17 protein-coding genes are annotated in these 20,729 nt (G+C 70.6%); 12 read left to right on the top strand and 5 right to left on the bottom strand.

Annotated features, from left to right (window positions below; genetic code table 11):
* The first annotated feature begins 287 nt into the window (after positions 1 to 287).
* From CFW40_RS08045 to pgi, 12 genes are all read left to right on the top strand, one after another.
* Positions 288 to 1,169 carry a hypothetical protein gene (locus CFW40_RS08045; protein WP_088797135.1) on the top strand — a complete coding sequence of 294 codons (882 nt, stop codon included), beginning with the start codon at positions 288 to 290 and terminating at the stop codon, positions 1,167 to 1,169.
* 194 nt (positions 1,170 to 1,363) lie between these two features.
* Positions 1,364 to 3,565 (top strand): excinuclease ABC subunit UvrC, encoded by a 2,202-nt coding sequence (gene uvrC / locus CFW40_RS08040; protein WP_088797134.1) that lies wholly within the window; start codon positions 1,364 to 1,366, stop codon positions 3,563 to 3,565.
* Positions 3,562 to 4,506 (top strand): RNase adapter RapZ, encoded by a 945-nt coding sequence (gene rapZ / locus CFW40_RS08035; RefSeq protein ID WP_088797133.1) that lies wholly within the window; start codon positions 3,562 to 3,564, stop codon positions 4,504 to 4,506. Before uvrC ends, rapZ begins: the two co-directional genes overlap by 4 nt.
* Positions 4,503 to 5,564 (top strand): uridine diphosphate-N-acetylglucosamine-binding protein YvcK, encoded by a 1,062-nt coding sequence (gene yvcK, locus CFW40_RS08030; protein WP_088797132.1) that lies wholly within the window; start codon positions 4,503 to 4,505, stop codon positions 5,562 to 5,564. Before rapZ ends, yvcK begins: the two co-directional genes overlap by 4 nt.
* Positions 5,555 to 6,544, top strand: coding sequence for a DNA-binding protein WhiA (whiA, locus tag CFW40_RS08025; protein ID WP_018091880.1), 990 nt, complete (start codon positions 5,555 to 5,557; stop codon positions 6,542 to 6,544). Before yvcK ends, whiA begins: the two co-directional genes overlap by 10 nt.
* 255 nt (positions 6,545 to 6,799) lie before the next feature.
* Positions 6,800 to 7,804 carry a type I glyceraldehyde-3-phosphate dehydrogenase gene (gene gap, locus CFW40_RS08020; RefSeq protein ID WP_088797131.1) on the top strand — a complete coding sequence of 335 codons (1,005 nt, stop codon included), beginning with the start codon at positions 6,800 to 6,802 and terminating at the stop codon, positions 7,802 to 7,804.
* 115 nt (positions 7,805 to 7,919) lie between these two features.
* Positions 7,920 to 9,122, top strand: coding sequence for a phosphoglycerate kinase (gene pgk / locus CFW40_RS08015; protein WP_088797130.1), 1,203 nt, complete (start codon positions 7,920 to 7,922; stop codon positions 9,120 to 9,122).
* 5 nt (positions 9,123 to 9,127) lie between these two features.
* Positions 9,128 to 9,904 (top strand): triose-phosphate isomerase, encoded by a 777-nt coding sequence (gene tpiA, locus CFW40_RS08010; protein ID WP_088797129.1) that lies wholly within the window; start codon positions 9,128 to 9,130, stop codon positions 9,902 to 9,904.
* A 141-nt stretch (positions 9,905 to 10,045) separates the two neighbouring features.
* Positions 10,046 to 10,282, top strand: coding sequence for a preprotein translocase subunit SecG (gene secG / locus CFW40_RS08005; RefSeq protein ID WP_006606295.1), 237 nt, complete (start codon positions 10,046 to 10,048; stop codon positions 10,280 to 10,282).
* Between the two features lie 155 nt (positions 10,283 to 10,437).
* Positions 10,438 to 10,773, top strand: a complete 336-nt coding sequence (locus CFW40_RS08000; RefSeq protein WP_006606296.1) for an RNA polymerase-binding protein RbpA — start codon at positions 10,438 to 10,440, stop codon at positions 10,771 to 10,773.
* A 184-nt stretch (positions 10,774 to 10,957) separates the two neighbouring features.
* Positions 10,958 to 12,244: an MFS transporter gene (locus CFW40_RS07995; protein ID WP_371127333.1), complete on the top strand. Its 1,287-nt coding sequence runs from the start codon at positions 10,958 to 10,960 to the stop codon at positions 12,242 to 12,244.
* A gap of 57 nt (positions 12,245 to 12,301) precedes the next feature.
* Positions 12,302 to 13,954 carry a glucose-6-phosphate isomerase gene (pgi, locus tag CFW40_RS07990; RefSeq protein ID WP_088801966.1) on the top strand — a complete coding sequence of 551 codons (1,653 nt, stop codon included), beginning with the start codon at positions 12,302 to 12,304 and terminating at the stop codon, positions 13,952 to 13,954.
* Between the two features lie 141 nt (positions 13,955 to 14,095).
* Here the strand turns inward: pgi and pgl are convergent, their stop codons facing one another.
* From pgl to tkt, 5 genes are read right to left on the bottom strand one after another with little or no spacing between them, the layout of a single operon-like run.
* Entirely contained in the window at positions 14,096 to 14,878 is a 783-nt protein-coding gene (gene pgl, locus CFW40_RS07985) for a 6-phosphogluconolactonase (protein ID WP_088797128.1), read from the bottom strand.
* On the bottom strand, positions 14,875 to 15,915 hold the full coding sequence (opcA, locus tag CFW40_RS07980) for a glucose-6-phosphate dehydrogenase assembly protein OpcA (protein WP_088797127.1): 1,041 nt from the start codon (positions 15,913 to 15,915) through the stop codon (positions 14,875 to 14,877). The genes pgl and opcA overlap by 4 nt, the downstream gene beginning before the upstream one ends.
* Entirely contained in the window at positions 15,912 to 17,444 is a 1,533-nt protein-coding gene (gene zwf / locus CFW40_RS07975; protein ID WP_088797126.1) for a glucose-6-phosphate dehydrogenase, read from the bottom strand. The genes opcA and zwf overlap by 4 nt, the downstream gene beginning before the upstream one ends.
* Before the next feature lie 6 nt (positions 17,445 to 17,450).
* Positions 17,451 to 18,569, bottom strand: a complete 1,119-nt coding sequence (gene tal, locus CFW40_RS07970) for a transaldolase (RefSeq protein ID WP_088797125.1) — start codon at positions 18,567 to 18,569, stop codon at positions 17,451 to 17,453.
* A 37-nt stretch (positions 18,570 to 18,606) separates the two neighbouring features.
* Positions 18,607 to 20,709, bottom strand: coding sequence for a transketolase (gene tkt / locus CFW40_RS07965; RefSeq protein ID WP_088797124.1), 2,103 nt, complete (start codon positions 20,707 to 20,709; stop codon positions 18,607 to 18,609).
* Positions 20,710 to 20,729: the final 20 nt, after the last annotated feature.

The following is a 20,729-nucleotide window of genomic DNA, read 5'->3' as shown; positions in this document are numbered from 1 at the left end:
CCGGCTGGATGGGTGTCAACTCCGGTTCGTACGCCCGTGGTTGGCTCCGTCGCGACAGCGCGCGGGGCGGCATCGACGCCGGCCGGTCCGTCGGAACCGGGACCCCATGGCCTCCGGCAGTGGCCCCCTGCATGTGATCTACGGATATGACACGGATCGCCACCGGGTGTACCGGGATGATCCATGATCGACCAACAATCGCTATAACTAGGGCGATTTCGACTACTACGTGAACGGCAGTGCCTTCTCCTGGACACACTCCCCGTACCGGATAGGAGCCTGGGGGCATGACGAAGCGCACCGCCGTCCGCACCACCCTTCGCGCCGTCGCCACCGGCACGTCCCTCATGGTTCTCCTCGGCCTCACCTCGCCCCTCGCCCTGGCCGCCCCCGTCCCCGCGCTCCGGGCCCCGGCCCCGGCGAGCGTCACCGCCGCCCGCGCGGCGGCCACCGCCCCCGCAACCCTGGACGCCCTCGCCCGATTCTTCGCGGCCGGACGCCGGCGCGGCGGCGGACGCGCCCTGGCCCCCGGCACCGCGCAGGCCGCACCGCACCTCGAAGGCGCCGCCGTCCCCGTTCACGTCCTGTCACCGGACTTCGTCCGCGGCCGGCCCGGCGCCCCGGTCGCCCGCCTGCAGTTCTTCGCCCACAAGGCCGTAGCGGGCGACGGCCGCACGGCTTCGGTGTGGACCGCGCGGCGGGGTGCCGCCTGGAAGGTCGTCACCCTCACCACCGGTGACGACGCGGCCCGCTACACCGCGGCCGGGGCCGCGCGGGCGAAGGGCGACACGGTCTTCAACGAGCCGCGGGCCGACGCCTGGTACGTGCAGCACGGCGACCGGATCGAGCCACTGGACGCGGACGCCCGCAGGGCCGTCGGGGCGCACGGGACCACCGTCGCCGCCTACCGAGAGAAGGTGGCGCGGGCTTACGAGGGCACGCTCCCCGGCTCCGCGGACGACCGGCGGGGCGCGGCCGGCGGCTACGGGCCGGCGGCCGCCGCCCGGGCCGAGGACCGGGAGTCCCGCGCACCGCGTCCCGTCACGGCGGGTGCGTTCGCGGGCGAGAGCCTGCCGGTGACCGCCGCCACGAGCGTGGCGGGCGGCGCCGCCCTGCTCGCGCTGGGGCTGTCCGCCTCGGCGGCGCTGCGCAGGCGGCGCAGCTTCTGACCGGCCCGTGTGACCGGCCCGTCCGACCGCTCCGCCTGACCGTCACATGCCGTCGGTGCGGCGGCATGGGCCGCCTCCCGTCCGGTCGTGCCCCTGCGGCCCTCCGGTCTGCCGCCCGGCGCCCGCGCCGCCGGGCCGGGACCGGGGTGGCCGGGGAGCGGTGATTGTCGGTCCCGGTCAGTAGGGTGGTGTGCATGGCAGACCCCAGCAGCTATCGACCCAAGCCGGGACAGATCCCCGACTCGCCGGGGGTCTATAAGTTCCGCGACGACCACGGCCGGGTCATCTACGTCGGCAAGGCCAAGAGCCTGCGCCAGCGCCTGGCCAACTACTTCCAGGACCTGGCCGGCCTCCATCCGCGTACCCGCACGATGGTCACCACCGCGGCCTCCGTGGAGTGGACCGTCGTCTCCACCGAGGTCGAGGCGCTTCAGCTCGAATACAGCTGGATCAAGGAGTTCGACCCGCGCTTCAACGTCAAGTACCGCGACGACAAGAGCTATCCGTACCTCGCGGTGACCCTCAACGAGGAGTTCCCGCGCGCCCAGGTCATGCGCGGCGCCAAGAAGAAGGGCGTGCGCTACTTCGGTCCGTACGGCCATGCCTGGGCCATCCGCGAGACCGTCGACCTGATGCTGCGGGTCTTCCCCGTACGGACGTGCTCCGCCGGTGTCTTCAAGCGCTCCGCCCAGATCGGCCGCCCCTGTCTGCTCGGCTACATCGGCAAGTGCTCGGCACCCTGCGTCGGACGGGTCACCGCCGAAGAACACCGCGAACTCGCCGAGGAATTCTGCGACTTCATGGCCGGCCGGACCGGCGCCTACCTCCGCCGCCTGGAGCGGCAGATGCAGGAGGCCGCCGAGGAGATGGAGTACGAACGCGCCGCCCGGCTGCGTGATGACATAGGGGCGCTCAAGCGGGCCATGGAGAAGAGCGCCGTGGTGCTCGCCGACGCCACCGACGCCGATCTGATCGCCCTCGCCGAGGACGAACTCGAAGCCGCCGTCCAGATCTTCCACGTCCGCGGCGGCCGGGTACGCGGCCAGCGCGGCTGGGTGACGGACAAGGTCGAGGCCGTCACCACCAGCGGTCTCGTCGAGCACGCCCTCCAGCAGCTCTACGGCGAGGAGCGGGGCGACGCCGTCCCCAAGGAGGTCCTGGTCCCGGCGCTCCCCGAGCCCGTCGAGCCGATCGCGCAGTGGCTCTCCGAGCGCCGCGGCTCCCAGGTCTCGCTGCGCATCCCGCAGCGCGGCGACAAGAAGGACCTGATGGCCACGGTCGGCCGCAACGCCCAGCAGGCCCTGGCGCTGCACAAGACCAAGCGCGCCTCCGACCTCACCACCCGCTCCCGCGCCCTGGAGGAGATCGCCGGGGCCCTGGGCCTGGATGCGGTGCCGCTGCGCATCGAGTGCTTCGACATCTCCCACCTCCAGGGCGATGACGTGGTCGCCTCGATGGTGGTCTTCGAGGACGGTCTCGCCCGCAAGAGCGAATACCGCCGCTTCCAGATCAAGACCTTCCAGGGCCAGGACGATGTCCGGTCCATGCATGAGGTCATCGGCCGCCGCTTCAAGCGCTATCTCCAGGAGAAGCAGAAGTCCGGTGAGTGGACCCAGGAGCCGTCCGCCGACGCCCGCGTGGACGACAACGGCGTCACCGCCGGCACCGGGGCCGTGGACCGCACCGGAATCACGGACGGCACCGGGGCCACGGACACCGCAGGAGTCACGGACGGCACCGGCAGTATCACCCACAGCACCGTCACCGGCCCCGGCGCCGTCACGGCGCACCCCGACGAGCCGGAGCCGGACCCCATGGCCGGCCGCCCGACCGACGAGGACGGCCGTCCCAAACGCTTCGCCTACCCGCCCCAGCTCGTGGTCGTCGACGGCGGCGCCCCGCAGGTCGCGGCCGCCCGCCGGGCCCTGGACGAGCTCGGCATCGACGATGTCGCCGTGTGCGGCCTGGCCAAGCGCCTCGAAGAGGTCTGGCTGCCCGAGGACGACGACCCGGTCGTGCTGCCGCGCAGCAGCGAAGGCCTGTACCTCCTCCAGCGCGTCCGCGACGAGGCGCACCGCTTCGCGATCACCTACCAGCGCAGCAAGCGCGGCAAGCGGCTGAAGTCCTCACCGCTCGACGCCGTCGCCGGCCTCGGCGACACCCGCCGCCAGGCGCTCCTCAAGCACTTCGGCTCGGTGAAGAAGTTGCGGGCCGCGACCGTCGACGAGATCTGCGAGGTCCCGGGCGTCGGCCGCAAGACCGCGGAGACGGTCGCCGCGGCGCTGGCGGGAGCGGCGCCGTCCGCCCCCGCGGTGAACACCGCCACAGGAGAGATCATGGAAGATGACGGGGCCCCACCGGCCGCGTTGTCGGCAGAACGGGGGCAGGAACGATGAGTACACCGCACGAAGCGCAGGAAACCGAGAGAGACGGTGCACAGGTGAGCACGGGCACGACCGACCAGGGCGAGAGCGCCGCGATCCCCGAGTTGGTGATCATCTCCGGGATGTCCGGTGCCGGCCGCAGTACGGCCGCGAAGTGTCTGGAGGACCTCGGCTGGTTCGTCGTCGACAACATCCCGCCCGAGCTGATCGCGCCGATGGTCGAGCTGGGCGCCCGCTCGCAGGGCAATGTCGCCCGGATCGCGGTCGTCGTCGACGTCCGCGGCCGCCGCTTCTTCGCCAACCTCAAGGAGTCGCTGGCCACCCTCGACGCGCAGAACGTCAAGCGCCGCATCGTCTTCCTTGAGTCTTCCGACGAGGCCCTGGTGCGCCGCTTCGAGTCGGTGCGCCGCCCGCACCCCCTCCAGGGCGACGGACGGATCGTCGACGGCATCGTCGCCGAGCGGGATCTGCTGCGCGAGCTGCGCGGCGACGCCGACCTGGTCATCGACACCTCCAGCCTCAACGTCCACGAACTCCGCGCCAAGATGGACGCCCAGTTCGCCGGCGAAGAGGTCCCCGAGCTGCGCGCCACGGTCATGTCCTTCGGCTTCAAGTACGGCCTGCCGGTCGACGCCGACATGGTCATCGACTGCCGCTTCATCCCCAACCCGCACTGGGTCCCCGAGCTGCGCCCCTTCACCGGCCTCAACGACGAGGTCTCCAGTTACGTCTTCAGCCAGCCGGGCTCCAAGGAGTTCCTGGACGGCTACGCCGAGCTGCTGCGGATCGTGGCCGAGGGCTACCGCCGTGAGGGCAAGCGCTATGTGACCATCGCCGTGGGCTGCACGGGTGGCAAGCACCGCAGTGTGGCGATGTCCGAGAAGCTTGCCCGCCGGCTGGTCTCCGAAGGGGTGGAAACCGTCGTCGTCCACCGGGACATGGGGCGCGAGTGAGCGGGCGGGCGCCACGGCTGCGCAAGGTCCGGCGCTTCGTTCCCAGCGGCCGTATGACGAAGGGGGCCACCCCCAAGGTGGTGGCACTGGGCGGCGGCATGGGCCTGTCCGCCTCGCTGACCGCGCTGCGCCGGATCACCGGTGACCTGACCGCCGTGGTCACGGTCGCCGATGACGGTGGCTCCAGCGGGCGCCTCCGCGATGAACTGGGCGTCCTGCCACCCGGCGATCTGCGCAAGGCGCTGGCCGCGCTGTGCGGCGACGACGACTGGGGCCAGACCTGGTCCCGGGTGATCCAGCACCGCTTCACGAGCGAGGGCGAGCTGCACGACCACGCGGTCGGCAATCTGCTGATCGTCGCGCTGTGGGAACAGCTCGGCGACCATGTCCAGGCGCTCGACCTGGTCGGCAGGCTGCTCGGCGCGCACGGCCGGGTACTGCCCATGTCCGCGGTGCCCCTGGAACTCCAGGCCCAGGTCAAGGGCCATGAGGAGGGCCGGCCGGACGCGATCACCACGGTCCGCGGCCAGGCCACCGTCGCGCTCACCCGCGGCGAGGTGCAGTCCGTCCACGTGGTCCCCGAGGACCCGCCGGCCGTCCCCGAGGCGGTCGCCGCCGTACGTGACGCCGATTGGGTGGTGCTCGGACCGGGCTCCTGGTTCTCCTCCGTGATCCCGCATCTGCTGGTGCCTGAGCTGCGCGAGGCGCTGGAGGAGACCAAGGCCCGAAAAGTCCTTTCGCTCAACCTTGCGCCCCAACCGGGCGAAACCGATGGCTTCTCCCCGCAGCGTCATTTGGAGGTTTTGGCCCGACACGCCCCTAAACTCGCCTTCGACGTGGTGCTGGCCGACAAGGCCGCCGTGCCCGACATCGAAGGTCTGACGGTTGTCGCGAAGCAGCTGGTCGGCAGCGAGGTCGAGCTGGCGGCGGTCGCCGCACAAGGAGACGACGCCCGGTCGAGCGCCGGGGGAGCCCCCGACCGGCACGACCCGGAGCTGCTGGCAGCCGCGTACGACCGTATTTTTCGGATGCATGGAAGGATCGGCCCATGGCGATGACGGCAGCGGTGAAGGATGAAATCTCCCGGCTCCCCGTCACCCGGACCTGCTGCCGGAAGTCGGAGGTCTCGTCGATCCTGCGGTTCGCGGGCGGTCTGCACCTGGTCAGCGGGCGCATCGTGATCGAGGCGGAGCTGGACACGGGCATCGCCGCCCGGCGGCTGCGCAAGGACATCCTGGAGATCTTCGGGCACAGCTCCGACCTGGTGGTGATGGCCCCCGGCGGCCTGCGGCGCGGCAGCCGCTATGTCGTACGGGTCGTGGCCGGCGGTGATCAGCTGGCGCGCCAGACCGGGCTGGTCGACGGCCGCGGGCGCCCCATCCGCGGGCTGCCGCCGCAGGTGGTCTCCGGCGCGACCTGCGACGCCGAGGCGGCCTGGCGCGGCGCCTTCCTGGCCCACGGCTCGCTGACCGAGCCCGGCCGCTCCTCGTCCCTGGAGGTCACCTGCCCCGGTCCCGAGGCGGCGCTCGCCCTCGTCGGCGCCGCCCGCCGGCTCGGCATCGGCGCCAAGGCCCGTGAGGTACGCGGCGTGGACCGCGTCGTCGTCCGTGACGGTGACGCGATCGGCGCGCTGCTGACGCGGCTCGGCGCGCACGAGTCGGTGCTGGCGTGGGAGGAGCGGCGGATGCGCCGCGAGGTGCGGGCCACCGCCAACCGTCTGGCCAACTTCGACGACGCCAACCTCCGCCGCTCGGCGCGCGCCGCGGTCGCCGCGGGCGCCCGGGTCCAGCGGGCCCTGGAGATCCTGGGCGAGGAGGTCCCCGAGCACCTTGCGGCGGCCGGCCGGCTGCGCATGGAGCACAAGCAGGCGTCCCTGGAGGAGTTGGGTGCCCTCGCCGACCCGCCGCTGACCAAGGACGCCGTCGCCGGCCGGATCCGCCGGCTGCTGGCGATGGCCGACAAGCGCGCCCAGGACCTCGGCATCCCCGGCACCGAATCCAACCTCACCGAGGAACTCGCCGAAGGCATGGTGGGCTGAAAAGGAAGCCCGGTCCTGCTTCGTCTGCGCCCCCGGCGCCCGTATCGGGCGCCGGGGGCGCCTCTTTGTACAGGGGCGCTGAGGGGCGCATAACGGCGCGCGTCAGAGGGGCTGAAGGGCGCTCACTTGAGCACCTTTCGGCCTCGATGTCAATGTCACGTACGTCTCTTACAGGGGGTAGGGTCGGAGGCGGTCGGGGACATCCCATACAGCTCGCCGGTAACTGCGCCGGCGTACCAACGAGGAGATCGGTTCGTGACGATCCGCGTAGGCATTAACGGATTCGGCCGCATTGGTCGCAACTACTTCCGCGCGCTCCTGGAGCAGGGCGCGGACATCGAGATCGTCGGTGTCAACGACCTGACCGACAACGCCACCCTGGTTCACCTGCTGAAGTACGACACCATCCTGGGTCGTCTCAAGCAGCCCGTCAGCCACACCGACGACAGCATCACGGTCGGCAACCAGACCTTCAAAACGATGGCCGAGCGCGACCCGGCCAACCTCCCGTGGGCCGAGCTCGGCGCCGACATCGTCATCGAGTCGACCGGCATCTTCACCAAGAAGGCCGACGCCGAGAAGCACCTCGCGGCCGGCGCCAAGAAGGTCCTGATCTCCGCGCCCGCCAAGGACGAGGACATCACCATCGTGATGGGCGTCAACCAGGACAAGTACGACGCCGCCCAGCACCACGTCATCTCCAACGCCTCCTGCACCACCAACTGTGTGGCGCCGATGGCGAAGGTTCTCGACGAGAACTTCGGCATCGTCAAGGGCATGATGACCACGGTCCACGCCTACACCAACGACCAGCGCATCCTGGACTTCCCGCACAGCGACCTGCGCCGCGCCCGCGCCGCCGCGGAGAACATCATCCCGACCTCGACGGGTGCCGCCAAGGCCACCGCCCTGGTCCTCCCGCAGCTCAAGGGCAAGCTGGACGGCATCGCCATGCGCGTGCCCGTCCCCACCGGCTCGGTCACCGACCTGGTCCTGGAACTCGACCGCGAGGTCACCAAGGAAGAGATCAACACCGCCTTCCAGAAGGCCGCCGAGGGCCAGCTCAAGGGCATCCTCGAGTACACCGAGGACCCGATCGTCTCCTCGGACATCGTGAACTTCCCGGCCTCCTGCACCTTCGACTCCCAGCTGACCATGTCGCAGGGCAAGCAGGTCAAGGTCGTCGGCTGGTACGACAACGAGTGGGGCTACTCCAACCGCCTGGTGGACCTGACCACCTTCGTCGGCGGCCAGCTCTGATCCCTGGCTGACGCCCGGGACACCGAGATGTGGGGACGGGGCTCGTGTGACGCGATGAGGCGTCGCACGAGCCCCGTTCCGCGACCGACCGACCCATGTGATGGAGTCATTCCTCATGAAGACGATCGACGACCTCCAGGTAGCCGGTAAGCGGGTCTTTGTCCGCGCCGACCTGAACGTGCCGCTGGACGGCACCACCATCACCGACGACGGCCGGATCCGCGCCGTTGCCCCGACGATCGCCAAGCTCGTCGAGCGCGGCGCCAAGGTGATCGTCGCCTCCCACCTGGGCCGCCCCAAGGGCGCCCCGGACCCGGCCTTCTCGCTGGCCCCCGCGGCCGGGCGGCTGGGGGAAATCCTCGGGCAGGCCGTGGCGTTCGCGACCGACACGGTCGGTGAGTCCGCCGCGTCCGTGACGGCCGCGCTGGCCGACGGCCAGGTGGCCGTGCTGGAGAACCTTCGCTTCAACGCGGGCGAGACCAGCAAGGACGACGCCGAGCGCGCCGCCTTCGCCGACCGTCTCGCCGCCCTCGCGGACCTGTACGTGGGCGACGGCTTCGGTGCCGTGCACCGCAAGCACGCCTCCGTCTACGACCTGCCCCGGCGCCTTCCGCACGCCGCCGGCGATCTGATCGCCACCGAGGTGCGCGTCCTGAAGAAGCTCACCGAGGACGTCCGGCGCCCCTACGCCGTCGTGCTCGGCGGCGCCAAGGTCTCCGACAAGCTCGCCGTCATCGACCAGCTGATCGAGAAGGCCGACCGCATCCTGGTCGGCGGCGGGATGGCGTACACCTTCCTCAAGGCCAAGGGCCACGAGGTCGGCATCTCGCTGCTCCAGGAGGACCAGGTCCCGGCCTGCCTGGAGTACCTGGCGCGGGCCGAGAAGCGCGGTGTGGAGTTCGTCCTCCCCGTCGACGTGCTGGTCTCCGGCGAGTTCCCGGACCTGAAGACCAAGGCCCCGGCCCACCCCGACATCGTCGCCGCGGACGCCATCCCGGCCGACAAGGAGGGCCTGGACATCGGCCCGAAGACCCGCGAGCTCTACGCCGCGAAGCTCGCCGACGCGGCCACCGTCTTCTGGAACGGCCCGATGGGCGTCTTCGAGCACCCCGACTACGCCGGCGGCACCGAGGCCGTCGCGAAGGGGCTGCTGGACTCGGACGCCTTCACCGTCGTCGGCGGCGGTGACTCGGCCGCCGCCGTGCGCCTGCTGGGCTTCGACGAGAATGCATTCGGCCATATTTCGACCGGCGGCGGCGCCAGCCTCGAATACCTCGAAGGCAAGACGCTGCCCGGCCTCGCCGCTCTGGAGGACTGAACAACGTGACTGACCGCACCCCGCTGATGGCGGGCAACTGGAAGATGAACCTCAACCACCTCGAGGCCATCGCCCACGTCCAGAAGCTCGCCTTCGCCCTCGCCGACAAGGACTTCGACGCCGTGGAGGTCGCGGTCCTGCCGCCCTTCACCGATCTGCGTTCGGTGCAGACGCTGGTCGACGGCGACAAGCTCAAGATCAAGTACGGCGCCCAGGACATCTCCGCGCACGACTCCGGTGCCTACACCGGCGAGATCTCCGGCCCGATGCTGGCCAAGCTCAAGTGCGCGTACGTGGCGATCGGCCACAGCGAGCGCCGCCAGTACCACGGCGAGAACGAAGAGATCTGCAACGCCAAGGTCAAGGCCGCCTTCAAGCATGGCATCACCCCGATCCTGTGCGTCGGTGAGGGCCTGGACGTACGCAAGGCCGGCAACCAGGTCGCGCACACCCTCGCCCAGGTCGACGGTGGTCTGGCGGACGTCCCGGCCGAGCAGGCCGAGACGATCGTGATCGCGTACGAGCCGGTGTGGGCCATCGGCACCGGCGAGGTCGCCACCCCCGAGGACGCGCAGGAGGTCTGCGGTGCCATCCGCGGCCGCCTCGCCGAGCTGTACAGCCAGGAGCTGGCCGACAAGGTCCGCATCCAGTACGGCGGCTCGGTCAAGTCCGGCAATGTCGCCGCGATCATGGCGCAGCCCGACGTCGACGGCGCGCTGATCGGCGGCGCGGCGCTGGACGCGGACGAGTTTGTGAAGATCGTCCGCTTCCGCGACCAGTAGCAGCTATGACGAGGGGGAGCCCTCGTCGTACCCTGTCGGGGCCGGGACCGGTGCAGCAGCACCGCCCCCGGCCCCGCACCATTTGTTACCGATATCGTGATCCATACCTCCGTCCGTCAGTCCTAGAGAGTTGGTCCAGCCGTGGTCATCGGGTTCTCGATCGCCCTCATCGTCTTCAGCCTGCTGCTGATGATGCTGGTGCTCATGCACAAGGGAAAGGGCGGCGGCCTGTCCGACATGTTCGGTGGCGGCATGCAGTCCTCGGTCGGTGGCTCCTCGGTCGCCGAGCGCAACCTCGACCGCATCACCATCGTGATCGGTCTGCTGTGGTTCGCCTGCATCGTCGTGCTCGGCATCCTGATGAAGCTCGGCAACTGACAATGCGTCGGAGGCGCGGCCTATCATGAGGCAGGCGTCCTCGGACGGGTAACTCCAGCCACTGGACGCGCGTTGGGCCTTACGTAGACTGGGGCGTTCCGCAGCCCAGCTGCTGCGAGAGGCTGTGCAGCACCATGACGCAGGGAGTTACGACCGTGGCAAGTGGCAACGCGATCCGAGGAAGTCGGGTCGGGGCGGGGCCGATGGGGGAGGCCGAGCGCGGCGAGTCCGCGCCGCGCACCCGCATCTCCTTCTGGTGCTCCAACGGGCACGAGACGCAGCCCAGCTTCGCCGGCGACGCGCAGGTTCCGGACACCTGGGACTGCCCGCGCTGTGGTTTCCCGGCAGGCAAGGACCGGGACAGCCCGCCGGACCCGCCGCGCACCGAGCCCTACAAGACCCACCTCGCCTACGTCCGGGAGCGCCGCAGCGACGCCGACGGTGAGGCGATCCTCGCGGAGGCGCTTGCCAAGCTCCGCGGCGAAATCTGACGGATCAGCCAGCTCATCTCGGTCGGCCCGGCCGGAGGGGACACCTCCCCTCCGGCCGGGCCGTCCGCGTTGGTACGCGCATCTGAGGCAGCGGATGGGGAAGTTGCCCGAGGGCCGCTGTCAGTGGTCGCCCGTACCGTTTCCGTACGTGAACGATGCGGGCGACGCGGACGGGGGCGGCGGCATGACGGACAGCGGAGCGGGCACGAAGGCGGGCTCAGCGGTGGGCACGGGCGGGCCCGTCCGGGGCGGCGGCTTCGGCCGGCTGTGGGCCGCCGCCGCCGTCTCCCGTTTCGGTGACGCCCTGCGCGGCACGGCACTGCCGCTGCTCGCCTATTCCCTGACGGACGATCCCCTGCTGATCTCGCTCGTCACGGCCTGTGGCTTCGCCCCCTGGCTGCTCTTCGGGCTGCTGGGCGGTGCGGTGGCCGACCGGGTGGACCAGCGGCGGGCGATGTGGGCGGTCGATGTGCTGCGCGGGCTGCTGATGGCCGGCTTCGCGCTGGCCGTGGCGCTCGACCGGGCGGGCATCGCTCTGCTGCTCGCGCTGTCCTTCGCGCTCACCACCCTCCAGACCCTGTTCGACAACGCCGCCACGGCCCTGTTGCCCGCGGTGGTGCCCAAGGAGAAGCTGGCTGCCGCCAACGCCCGGCTGATGACTGGTCAGGAGCTGGCCGGCCGGTTCGCCGGCGGACCGCTGGCCCCGGTGCTGATCGCGCTCGGTGCCGCCCTCCCGTTCCTGGCCGACGCGGCCACCTATCTTGTCGCGGCCGTCCTCGTCGCCTCCTTGCGCACCGCCCCGCCGGCCGGGCGGCCGGCCACCGCAGGGCGCACCGTCCGGCGCGAAATCGCCGAGGGGATACGGCAGTTGTGGCGCGACCGGGTGCTGCGCGCGTTCTGTGTGTCGGTGGCGCTGGGCAATATCGGCATCGGCGCGCTGATCGCGACCCTGGTGGTGGTCGTCAAGGGCTGGCTGGGTGCCGGGGACTTCGGCTATGCCGTCGTGACCACCGGCTACGGCATCGGGATGGTGCTGGGCGGTCTCCTCGCGGACCGGACGATCGCCGCGGTCGGCGGCACCGGCCGCACCCTGCTGCTCGCCGGAGTGCTCCAGGCGGTGACCCTGGTGGGCTTCGGTACGCTGCGCTCGGTCTGGCTCGCGGCGCTGCTCCTGGGGCTGTTCGGCTTCGCCGGCATGGTGTGGAACGTCCTGGAGACCACGGCCGTGCAGCGGCGCAGCCCGGCCGGGATGCTCGGAAGGATCAGTTCCGCCTTCCGTACGGTCTCCGTCGCCGGGACACCGCTCGGCGCGCTGTGCGGCGGTGCGGCCGCCACGGCCTTCGGGCCCAACGCCCCCGCGCTGCTGGCCGCCGCCCTGCTGGCCCTGGGAGCCGTCGCGTTGACACCCGTTCTTCAGCTCCCCGACGGCGCCTCGTCCGACAGCGGACAGATACCTCCTACCGCGCCCTGATCAATTAGGTTGGGAGATGGCGGGGCCGGTACGAGATGAAGAAGGCTGATGTCCGAGATGAACGCAGAAGGCCGCAGCAGGCTCGATCAGTTGCCTGAGTGGACGGCGCTGAGCAAGCACCGGGAGCAGCTGGCGCAGGTGCAGCTGCGCGAGCTGTTCGAGCGGGACCCGGGGCGCGCCGAGCGCTACACCCTCCAGGTCGGCGATCTGCACCTGGACTACTCCAAGCATCTGGTCACCGACGAGACGCTGGGGCTGCTGCGCGACCTGGCCGCGGTGCGCGGGGTGGCCGAGCTGCGGGACGCGATGTTCCGCGGGGAGAAGATCAACATCACCGAGCGGCGTTCCGTGCTGCACGTCGCACTGCGTGCCCCCGCCTCCGAGGCCATCAAGAGCGACGGCGAGAACGTCGTCCCCGGGGTGCACCACGTCCTGACGCGGATGGGGACCTTCGCCGACCGGATCCGCTCCGGCGACTGGAAGGGTCACACCGGCAAGAGGATCAAGACCGTCGTCAACATCGGTATCGGCGGCTCGGACCTGGGCCCGGCGATGGCGTACGAGGCGCTGCGCGCCTTCACCCACCGGGACATGCAGTTCCGCTTCGTCTCCAATGTGGACGGCGCCGATCTGCACGAGGCGGTCCGCGACCTGGACCCGGCCGAGACGCTGTTCATCGTCGCCTCGAAGACCTTCACCACCATCGAGACCATCACCAACGCCACCTCCGCGCGCGACTGGCTGCTGACCGGTCTGGGAGCCGGCCAGGAGGCCGTCGCCAAGCACTTCGTGGCGGTGTCGACCAACGCAGGGAAGGTCGCGGAGTTCGGTATCGACACGGACAACATGTTCGAGTTCTGGGACTGGGTCGGCGGCCGCTACTCCTACGACTCCGCCATCGGCCTGTCGCTGATGGTCGCGATCGGCCCGGAGCGCTTCCGCGAGATGCTGGCCGGCTTCCACCTCGTCGACGAGCACTTCCGCAGCGCCCCGCCGGAGGAGAACGCCCCGCTGCTGCTGGGTCTGCTCGGCATCTGGTACGGCAACTTCTGGGACGCCCAGTCGCATGCCGTGCTGCCCTACAGCCACTACCTCTCCAAGTTCACCGCCTATCTGCAGCAGCTGGACATGGAGTCCAACGGCAAGTCCGTGGACCGCGAGGGCCACCGGGTCGGCTGGCAGACCGGCCCCGTCGTCTGGGGCACGCCCGGCACGAACGGCCAGCACGCCTACTACCAGCTGCTCCATCAGGGCACGAAGATGATCCCGGCCGACTTCATCGGCTTCGCCCGGCCGGTCGACGACCTGCAGCCGGGCCTGGTCGCCCAGCATGACCTGCTGATGGCCAACCTGTTCGCCCAGGGCCAGGCGCTGGCCTTCGGCAAGACGCCCGAGGAGGTGCGAGCCGAGGGCGTGGCCGAGGAACTGGTGCCGCACAAGACCTTCCCGGGCAACCGCCCCACCACCACCGTCCTGGCCGGTGAACTCAGCCCGTCCGTGCTGGGCCAGTTGATCGCGCTCTACGAGCACAAGGTGTTCGTCCAGGGTGCGGTCTGGAACATCGACTCCTTCGACCAGTGGGGCGTGGAGCTGGGCAAGGTCCTGGCCAAGCGCGTCGAACCGGCCCTGACGGACGGCGCGGAGGTGCCGGGCCTCGACGCCTCCACGGCCGGCCTGGTCGCCAAGTACCGGGAGCTGCGCGGGCGTTGATCGCCGGGGGCACCGGGGGTGTCGGGATCACCGACACGGCCGGGACCACCGGCAGCGCCGCCCGGTGACCACGGCAACGCCGAAGGCCCCGCACCCTTCAGGGCGCGGGGCCTTCGGTATGGGCTCCTGCTGCGGCGGCGTTCAGGCCGACGCCGGCGGGTAGAGGCCGCGCGGCAGTTGCGCCGCCGCCGCCCCGTCCAGCAGCCACAGGGTCCGGCTGCGGCCCCGTGCGCCGGCCGCCGGAGCCTGGACCTCCCCGGCGCCGGAGAGGGCGATGGCCGCGGCGTTGGCCTTGTCCTCACCGGCCGCCAGCAGCCAGACCTCCCGTGCCGCGCGGATCGCGGGCAGGGTCAGCGAGGTGCGGGTGGGCGGCGGCTTGGGGGCGCCGTGCACCCCCACCACCGTCCGCTCCTGCTCGTAGACGGCAGGCAGCTCGGGGAAGAGCGAGGCCACATGGGTGTCCGGGCCGACGCCCAGCAGCAGGACGTCGAAGGAGGGCACCGGTCCGTGGTCCTCGGGCCCTGCCACGGCGGCCAGTTCGGCCGCATACGCCTCGGCGGCGGCGTCGGCGTCCTTGCCGTACGGGCCGTCCGACGGGGGCATGGGGTGCACCCGTGCCGGGTCCAGCGGGACGCTGTCCAGCAGCACCTGCCGGGCCTGGGTGTAGTTGCGCTCCGGATCGCCGTCCGGCAGGAACCGCTCGTCGCCCCACCACAGGTCGAGCCGGGACCAGTCCACGGCGTCGCGGGCGGGCGCCTCGGCGAGGGCCGCGAGCAGCCCGTTGCCGTTGCGCCCGCCGGTCAGGACCACGGAGGCGAAGCCGCGGGCGGCCTGGGCATCCACGATCTTCGTGATCAGCCGGGCCGCCGCGGCCTTGGCCATCAGCTCCTTGTCGCGGTGGACGACGACCTGTGGAGCGCTCACTTGGCGGCTGCCTTCTTGGCTGCCTTCTTCGCCGTGGGCTTGGCCGGGGCATCCTTACCTGCCTCCGGCTCGCCGGCCGCCGGTTCGCCGGCCGCCGGCTGCCCGCCGGCGGTGTCACCCAGCCGGTCCACGCCGTACTTCAGGGCACCGGCGTAGATCTCGTCCGGGTCGAGCCGGCGCAGTTCCTCGGCCAGCAGCTCGGCGGTGTCCCGCCGCTTGAGCGCCACCGCGCGGTCGGGCTGGCCGTGTATCGAGAGCGTGGCCAGCGAACCGTCCGGGCGGTCCAGCACGATCGCACCGGTGCTGGACTCCATCCGTGCGGCCGTCAGCCCCGGGCCGTCGGACACCTTGCGGGTGACCGGGACCTGCAGCCGGTCGGCCAGCCACATGGCGAGCAGCTCGCAGCTGGGGTTGAACTCCTCGCCGGTGACCTCGGCCGAGGTCACCGTGCAGGGGGCCTGGTCGAGCGCCGCCGCCAGCATCGAGCGCCAGGGCGTGATGCGGGCCCAGGCCAGATCGGTGTCACCCGGGGTGTAGGTGTCAGCGCGCGCCGCCAGCTCCTCGATGGGCTGCTCGGCGGCGTAGGCATCGGTCACCCGGCGCTGGGCCAGCGCGCCGAGCGGGTCCTTGGCCGGGTCCAGCGGGGCGTTCACCGCCCACCAGACCACGACCGGTGCGTCCGGCAGCAGCAGCGGGAGCACCACCGACTGGGCGTGGTCGATCACATCGCCGTAGAGGCGGAGTATGACCGTCTCGCCGGTGCCGGCGTCCGTGCCGAGCCGGACCTCGGCGTCGAGGCGGGCCTTGGCGCGGTCGCGCGGCGACCGGCTGACCCGCTTGATGACGACGAGGGTGCGCGAGGGGTGCTCACGGGACGCGTCGTTGGCCGCCTTCAGGGCGTCGTAGGCGTTCTCCTCGTCGGTGACGATGACGAGGGTGAGCACCATGCCTATGGCCGGGGTGCCGATCGCGCGGCGTCCCTCGACCAGCGCCTTGTTGATCTTGCTGGACGTGGTTTCCGTCAAATCGATCTTCATGGCCGACGCCAGCTCCGTCCGTCTCGTGCGAGCATTTCGTCCGCCTCGGCGGGGCCCCAGCTGCCCGCCGGGTACTGCGCGGGCCTGCCGTGCTTCTCCCAGTACGTCTCGATCGGGTCGAGGATCCGCCAGGACTGCTCCACCTCCTCCACACGCGGGAAGAGGTTGGCGTCGCCGAGCAGCACATCGAGGATCAGCCGCTCGTAGGCCTCGGGGCTGGACTCCGTGAAGGACTCGCCGTAGGCGAAGTCCATCGACACGTCCCGTACCTCCATCGAGGTGCCCGGGACCTTGGAGCCGAACCTGACGGTCACGCCCTCGTCCGGCTGCACCCGGATGACCAGGGCGTTCTGCCCCAGTTCCTCGGTGGCGGTGCGGTCGAAGGGGGAGTGGGGCGCACGCTGGAAGACCACCGCGATCTCGGTGACGCGGCGGCCGAGGCGCTTGCCGGTGCGCAGGTAGAAGGGGACGCCCGCCCAGCGGCGGTTGTCGATCGACAGCTTGATCGCGGCATAGGTGTCGGTCTTCGACTTGGGGTCGATGCCGTCTTCCTGGAGGTAGCCGACGGCCTTCTCGCCGCCCTGCCAGCCCTCCGCGTACTGCGCGCGGACCGTCTCCTTGCCGAGGTCCTTGGGCAGCCGGACCGCGCCCAGCACCTTGGTCTTCTCCGCGACCAGCGCATCCGCCTCGAAGGAGGCGGGCTCCTCCATGGTGGTCAGCGCGAGCAGCTGGAGGAGGTGGTTCTGGATGACGTCACGGGCGGCGCCGATGCCGTCGTAGTAGCCGGCCCGGCCGCCGATGCCGATGTCCTCGGCCATCGTGATCTGGACGTGGTCGACATAGCTGCGGTTCCACAGCGGCTCGAACATCGTGTTGGCGAACCGCAGCGCCAGGATGTTCTGGACCGTCTCCTTGCCCAGGTAGTGGTCGATCCGGAAGACCTCGTGGGGCGGGAAGACCTCGTGGACGATCCGGTTGAGCTCCTGGGCGCTCTTCAGGTCGTGACCGAAGGGCTTCTCGATGACCGCGCGCCGCCAGGAGTCCTCCTTCTGGTCGGCCAGCCCGTGCTTCTTCAGCTGCTGGACGACCTGGGGGAAGAACTTCGGCGGTACGGACAGGTAGAAGGCGAAGTTGCCGCCGGTGCCCTGGGCCTTGTCGAGTTCGCTTATCGTCTCCTTCAGCGTCTCGAAGGCCTCGTCGTCGTCGAAGTTGCCCTGGACGAAGCGGCAGCCCTGGACCAGCTGCTGCCAGACCTCCTCGCGGAACGGCGTACGCGAGTGCTCCTTGACCGCCGCGTACACCTCCTGCGCGAAGTCCTCGTGTTCCCACTCGCGGCGGGCGAACCCGACGAGCGAGAAACCCGGCGGCAGCAGACCGCGGTTGGCCAGGTCGTAGACGGCGGGCATCAGCTTTTTACGGGACAAATCGCCCGTGACGCCAAAGATCACCAGGCCCGACGGCCCCGCGATACGCGGGAGCCGTCGGTCCAGGGCGTCACGAAGCGGGTTGGCTCCGTGTGCATCAGACAAGGGAGATCAGCCCTCCGAGGGAGCGAGGCGCTTGAGCTCCGCCTCCGTGGACTTGAGCAGGTCGTTCCAGGACGCCTCGAACTTCTCCACGCCCTCGTCCTCCAGGACCTGTACGACCTCGTCGTACGAGATCCCGAGCGCTTCGGTCGCCGCCAGGTCGGCCTTGGCGGCGTCGTAGCCGGCGCGCACGGTGTCACCGGTGATCCGGCCGTGGTCGGCGGTGGCCTCCAGGGTGGCCTCCGGCATGGTGTTGACCGTGCCCGGGGCGACCAGGTCCTCGACGTACAGGGTGTCCTTGAACGCGGGGTCCTTGACGCCGGTCGAGGCCCACAGCGGACGCTGCTTGTTGGCGCCGGCCTTGTCGAGGGCGGCCCAGCGCTCCGAGGAGAAGACCTCCTCGTACGCCTGGTAGGCCAGCCGGGCGTTGGCCAGCGCGGCCTTGCCCTTGAGGGCCTTGGCCTCGTCCGTGCCCAGCTTCTCCAGGCGCTTGTCGATCTCGGTGTCCACCCGGGACACGAAGAACGACGCGACCGAGCGGATCAGGGACAGGTCCAGGCCTGCGGCCTTGGCCTTCTCCAGGCCCGCCAGGTAGGCGTCCATGACCTCGCGGTAGCGCTCCAGCGAGAAGATGAGCGTGACATTGACGCTGATGCCCAGGCCGATGACCTCGGTGATCGCCGGGAGGCCCGCCTTGGTGGCCGGGATCTTGATCAGCGTGTTGGGGCGGTCCACCAGCCAGGCCAGCTGCTTGGCCTCGGCGATGGTCGGGACGGTGTGGTGTGCCAGGCGCGGGTCCACCTCGATGGAGACCCGGCCGTCTTGGCCGCCGGTGGCGTCGAAGACCGGGCGCAGGATGTCGGCGGCGTCGCGGACGTCCGCCGTCGTGATCATGCGGATGGCTTCCTCGACGGTGACCTTGCGGGCGGCGAGGTCGGCGAGCTGCTGCTCGTAGCCGTCGCCCGAGGAGATCGCCTTCTGGAAGATCGACGGGTTCGTCGTGACACCGACGACATGCTGCTGGTCGATCAGCTCGGCGAGGTTGCCGGACGTGATGCGCTTGCGCGACAGGTCGTCCAGCCAGATCGCGACGCCTTCGTCGGAGAGGCGCTTGAGTGCGTCTGTCATGGGTTCTGCATCTCCTACTTGTCGTGTACGGGCGTCGTCAGCGCGCGGCGGCTTCGAGAGATTCGCGGGCGGCGGAGGCGACCGCGTCGGCGGTGAAGCCGAACTCGCGGAACAGGGTCTTGGCATCGGCCGAGGCACCGAAGTGCTCCAGGGACACGATGCGCCCGGCGTCACCGACGAAGCGGTGCCAGGTCAGACCGATGCCGGCCTCGACGGCGACCCGGGCCCTGACGGACGGCGGGAGCACGCTGTCGCGGTAGGCCTGGTCCTGCTGGTCGAACCACTCGACCGACGGCATCGACACCACGCGGGTGGGCACGCCCTCGGCCTGCAGCTGCTCGCGCGCCTCGACGGCGAGCTGCAGCTCCGAGCCGGTACCGATCAGCACGACCTGCGGCGTGACGGTCTTGCCGTCGGCGTCCTCGGCCTCGAACCGGATGTAACCGCCCTTGGCCGTGTTCTCGTCGGCCGGGTACGTCGGCACGCCCTGACGGGTCAGCGCGAGGCCGTGCGGGGACCCCACGCCGTACTCCTTCGTCCAGCGCCGCAGGATCTCGCGCCAGGCGATGGCGGTCTCGTTGGCGTCGGCCGGGCGCACGAGGTTCAGGTTCGGGATGGCGCGCAGCGAGGCCAGGTGCTCGATCGGCTGGTGGGTCGGGCCGTCCTCGCCCAGGCCGATGGAGTCGTGCGTCCACACGTAGGTCACCGGCAGGTGCATCAGCGCGGACAGCCGGACGGCGTTGCGCATGTAGTCGGAGAACACCAGGAAGGTGCCGCCGTAGACCCGGGTGTTGCCGTGCAGCGTGATGCCGTTCATCTCCGCGGCCATGGAGTGCTCACGGATACCGAAGTGGATCGTGCGGCCGTACGGGTTCGCGCCCGGCAGCGGGTTGCCCTCGGGCAGGAACGACGAGGTCTTGTCGATCGTGGTGTTGTTCGAGCCCGCCAGGTCGGCGGAGCCGCCCCACAGCTCGGGGATGACCGCACCGAGCGCGTGCAGCACCTTGCCGGACGCGGCGCGGGTGGCCACGGCCTTGCCGGTCTCGAACGACGGGAGGTGGTCCTCCCAGCCCGCGGGCAGCTCGCCCGCGGCGACCCGGTCGAACTCCGCGGCGTGCCCGGGGTTCGTGGTGCGCCAGTCGGCGAACCTCTTGCCCCACTCCTTTTCGAGGTCACGGCCGCGGTCGAGGGCGGCGCGGGTGTGCGCCAGCACCTCCTCGGGGACCTCGAAGGACTTCTCCGGGTCGAAGCCGAGGACCCGCTTGGTGGCCGCGACCTCCTCCTCGCCCAGCGCCGAGCCGTGCGCGGCCTCGGTGTTCTGGGCGTTGGGGGCCGGCCAGGCGATGATCGAGCGCATCGCGATGAACGACGGGCGCCCGGTCTCGGCCTTGGCCGCCTCGATGGCGTGGTACAGCGCCTCGGGGTCCAGGTCGCCGTTGGCCTTCGGGGCCACCCGCTGGACGTGCCAGCCGTAGGCCTCGTAGCGCTTGCAGGTGTCCTCGGAGACCGCGGTCTCGGTGTCGCCCTCGATCGAGATGTGGTTGTCGTCCCACAGCATGATGAGGTTGCCGAGCTTCTGGTGGCCCGCGAGCGAGGAGGCCTCGGCGGAGATGCCTTCCTGCAGGCAGCCGTCACCGGCGATGGCGTAGATGTGGTGGTCGAAGGGCGAGCTGCCCTCGGGCGCCTCCGGGTCGAACAGACCGCGCTCGTAGCGGGCGGCCATCGCCATGCCCACCGCGTTGGCGACACCCTGGCCCAGCGGGCCGGTGGTCGTCTCCACGCCGGTGGTGTGGCCGTACTCGGGGTGGCCCGGCGTCTTCGAGTCCCAGGTGCGGAACGCCTTCAGATCGTCCAGCTCCAGGCCGTAACCGGCGAGGTAGAGCTGGATGTAGAGGGTCAGGCTGGAGTGGCCGGCGGAGAGGACGAACCGGTCGCGTCCGGTCCAGTTCGCGTCCGCCGGGTCGTGCCGCAGCAGCTTCTGGAAGAGAAGGTAGGCGGCCGGAGCCAGGCTCATGGCCGTACCCGGATGGCCGTTACCGACCTTCTGCACGGAATCCATGGCCAGGACACGGACCGTATCCACTGCCCGCTGATCCAGTTCGGTCCACTCGAGGTCTGTGGTGGTCGGCTTGGTGCTCACCCTGAGTCAGGGCTCCTCTC

The sequence above is a fragment of the Streptomyces sp. 2114.4 genome (assembly GCF_900187385.1).
GTDB classification, from domain to species: domain Bacteria; phylum Actinomycetota; class Actinomycetes; order Streptomycetales; family Streptomycetaceae; genus Streptomyces; species Streptomyces mooreae.
The sequence above is the reverse complement of the archived record's forward strand: the minus strand, read 5'-3'. Positions and strand labels throughout refer to the sequence as shown.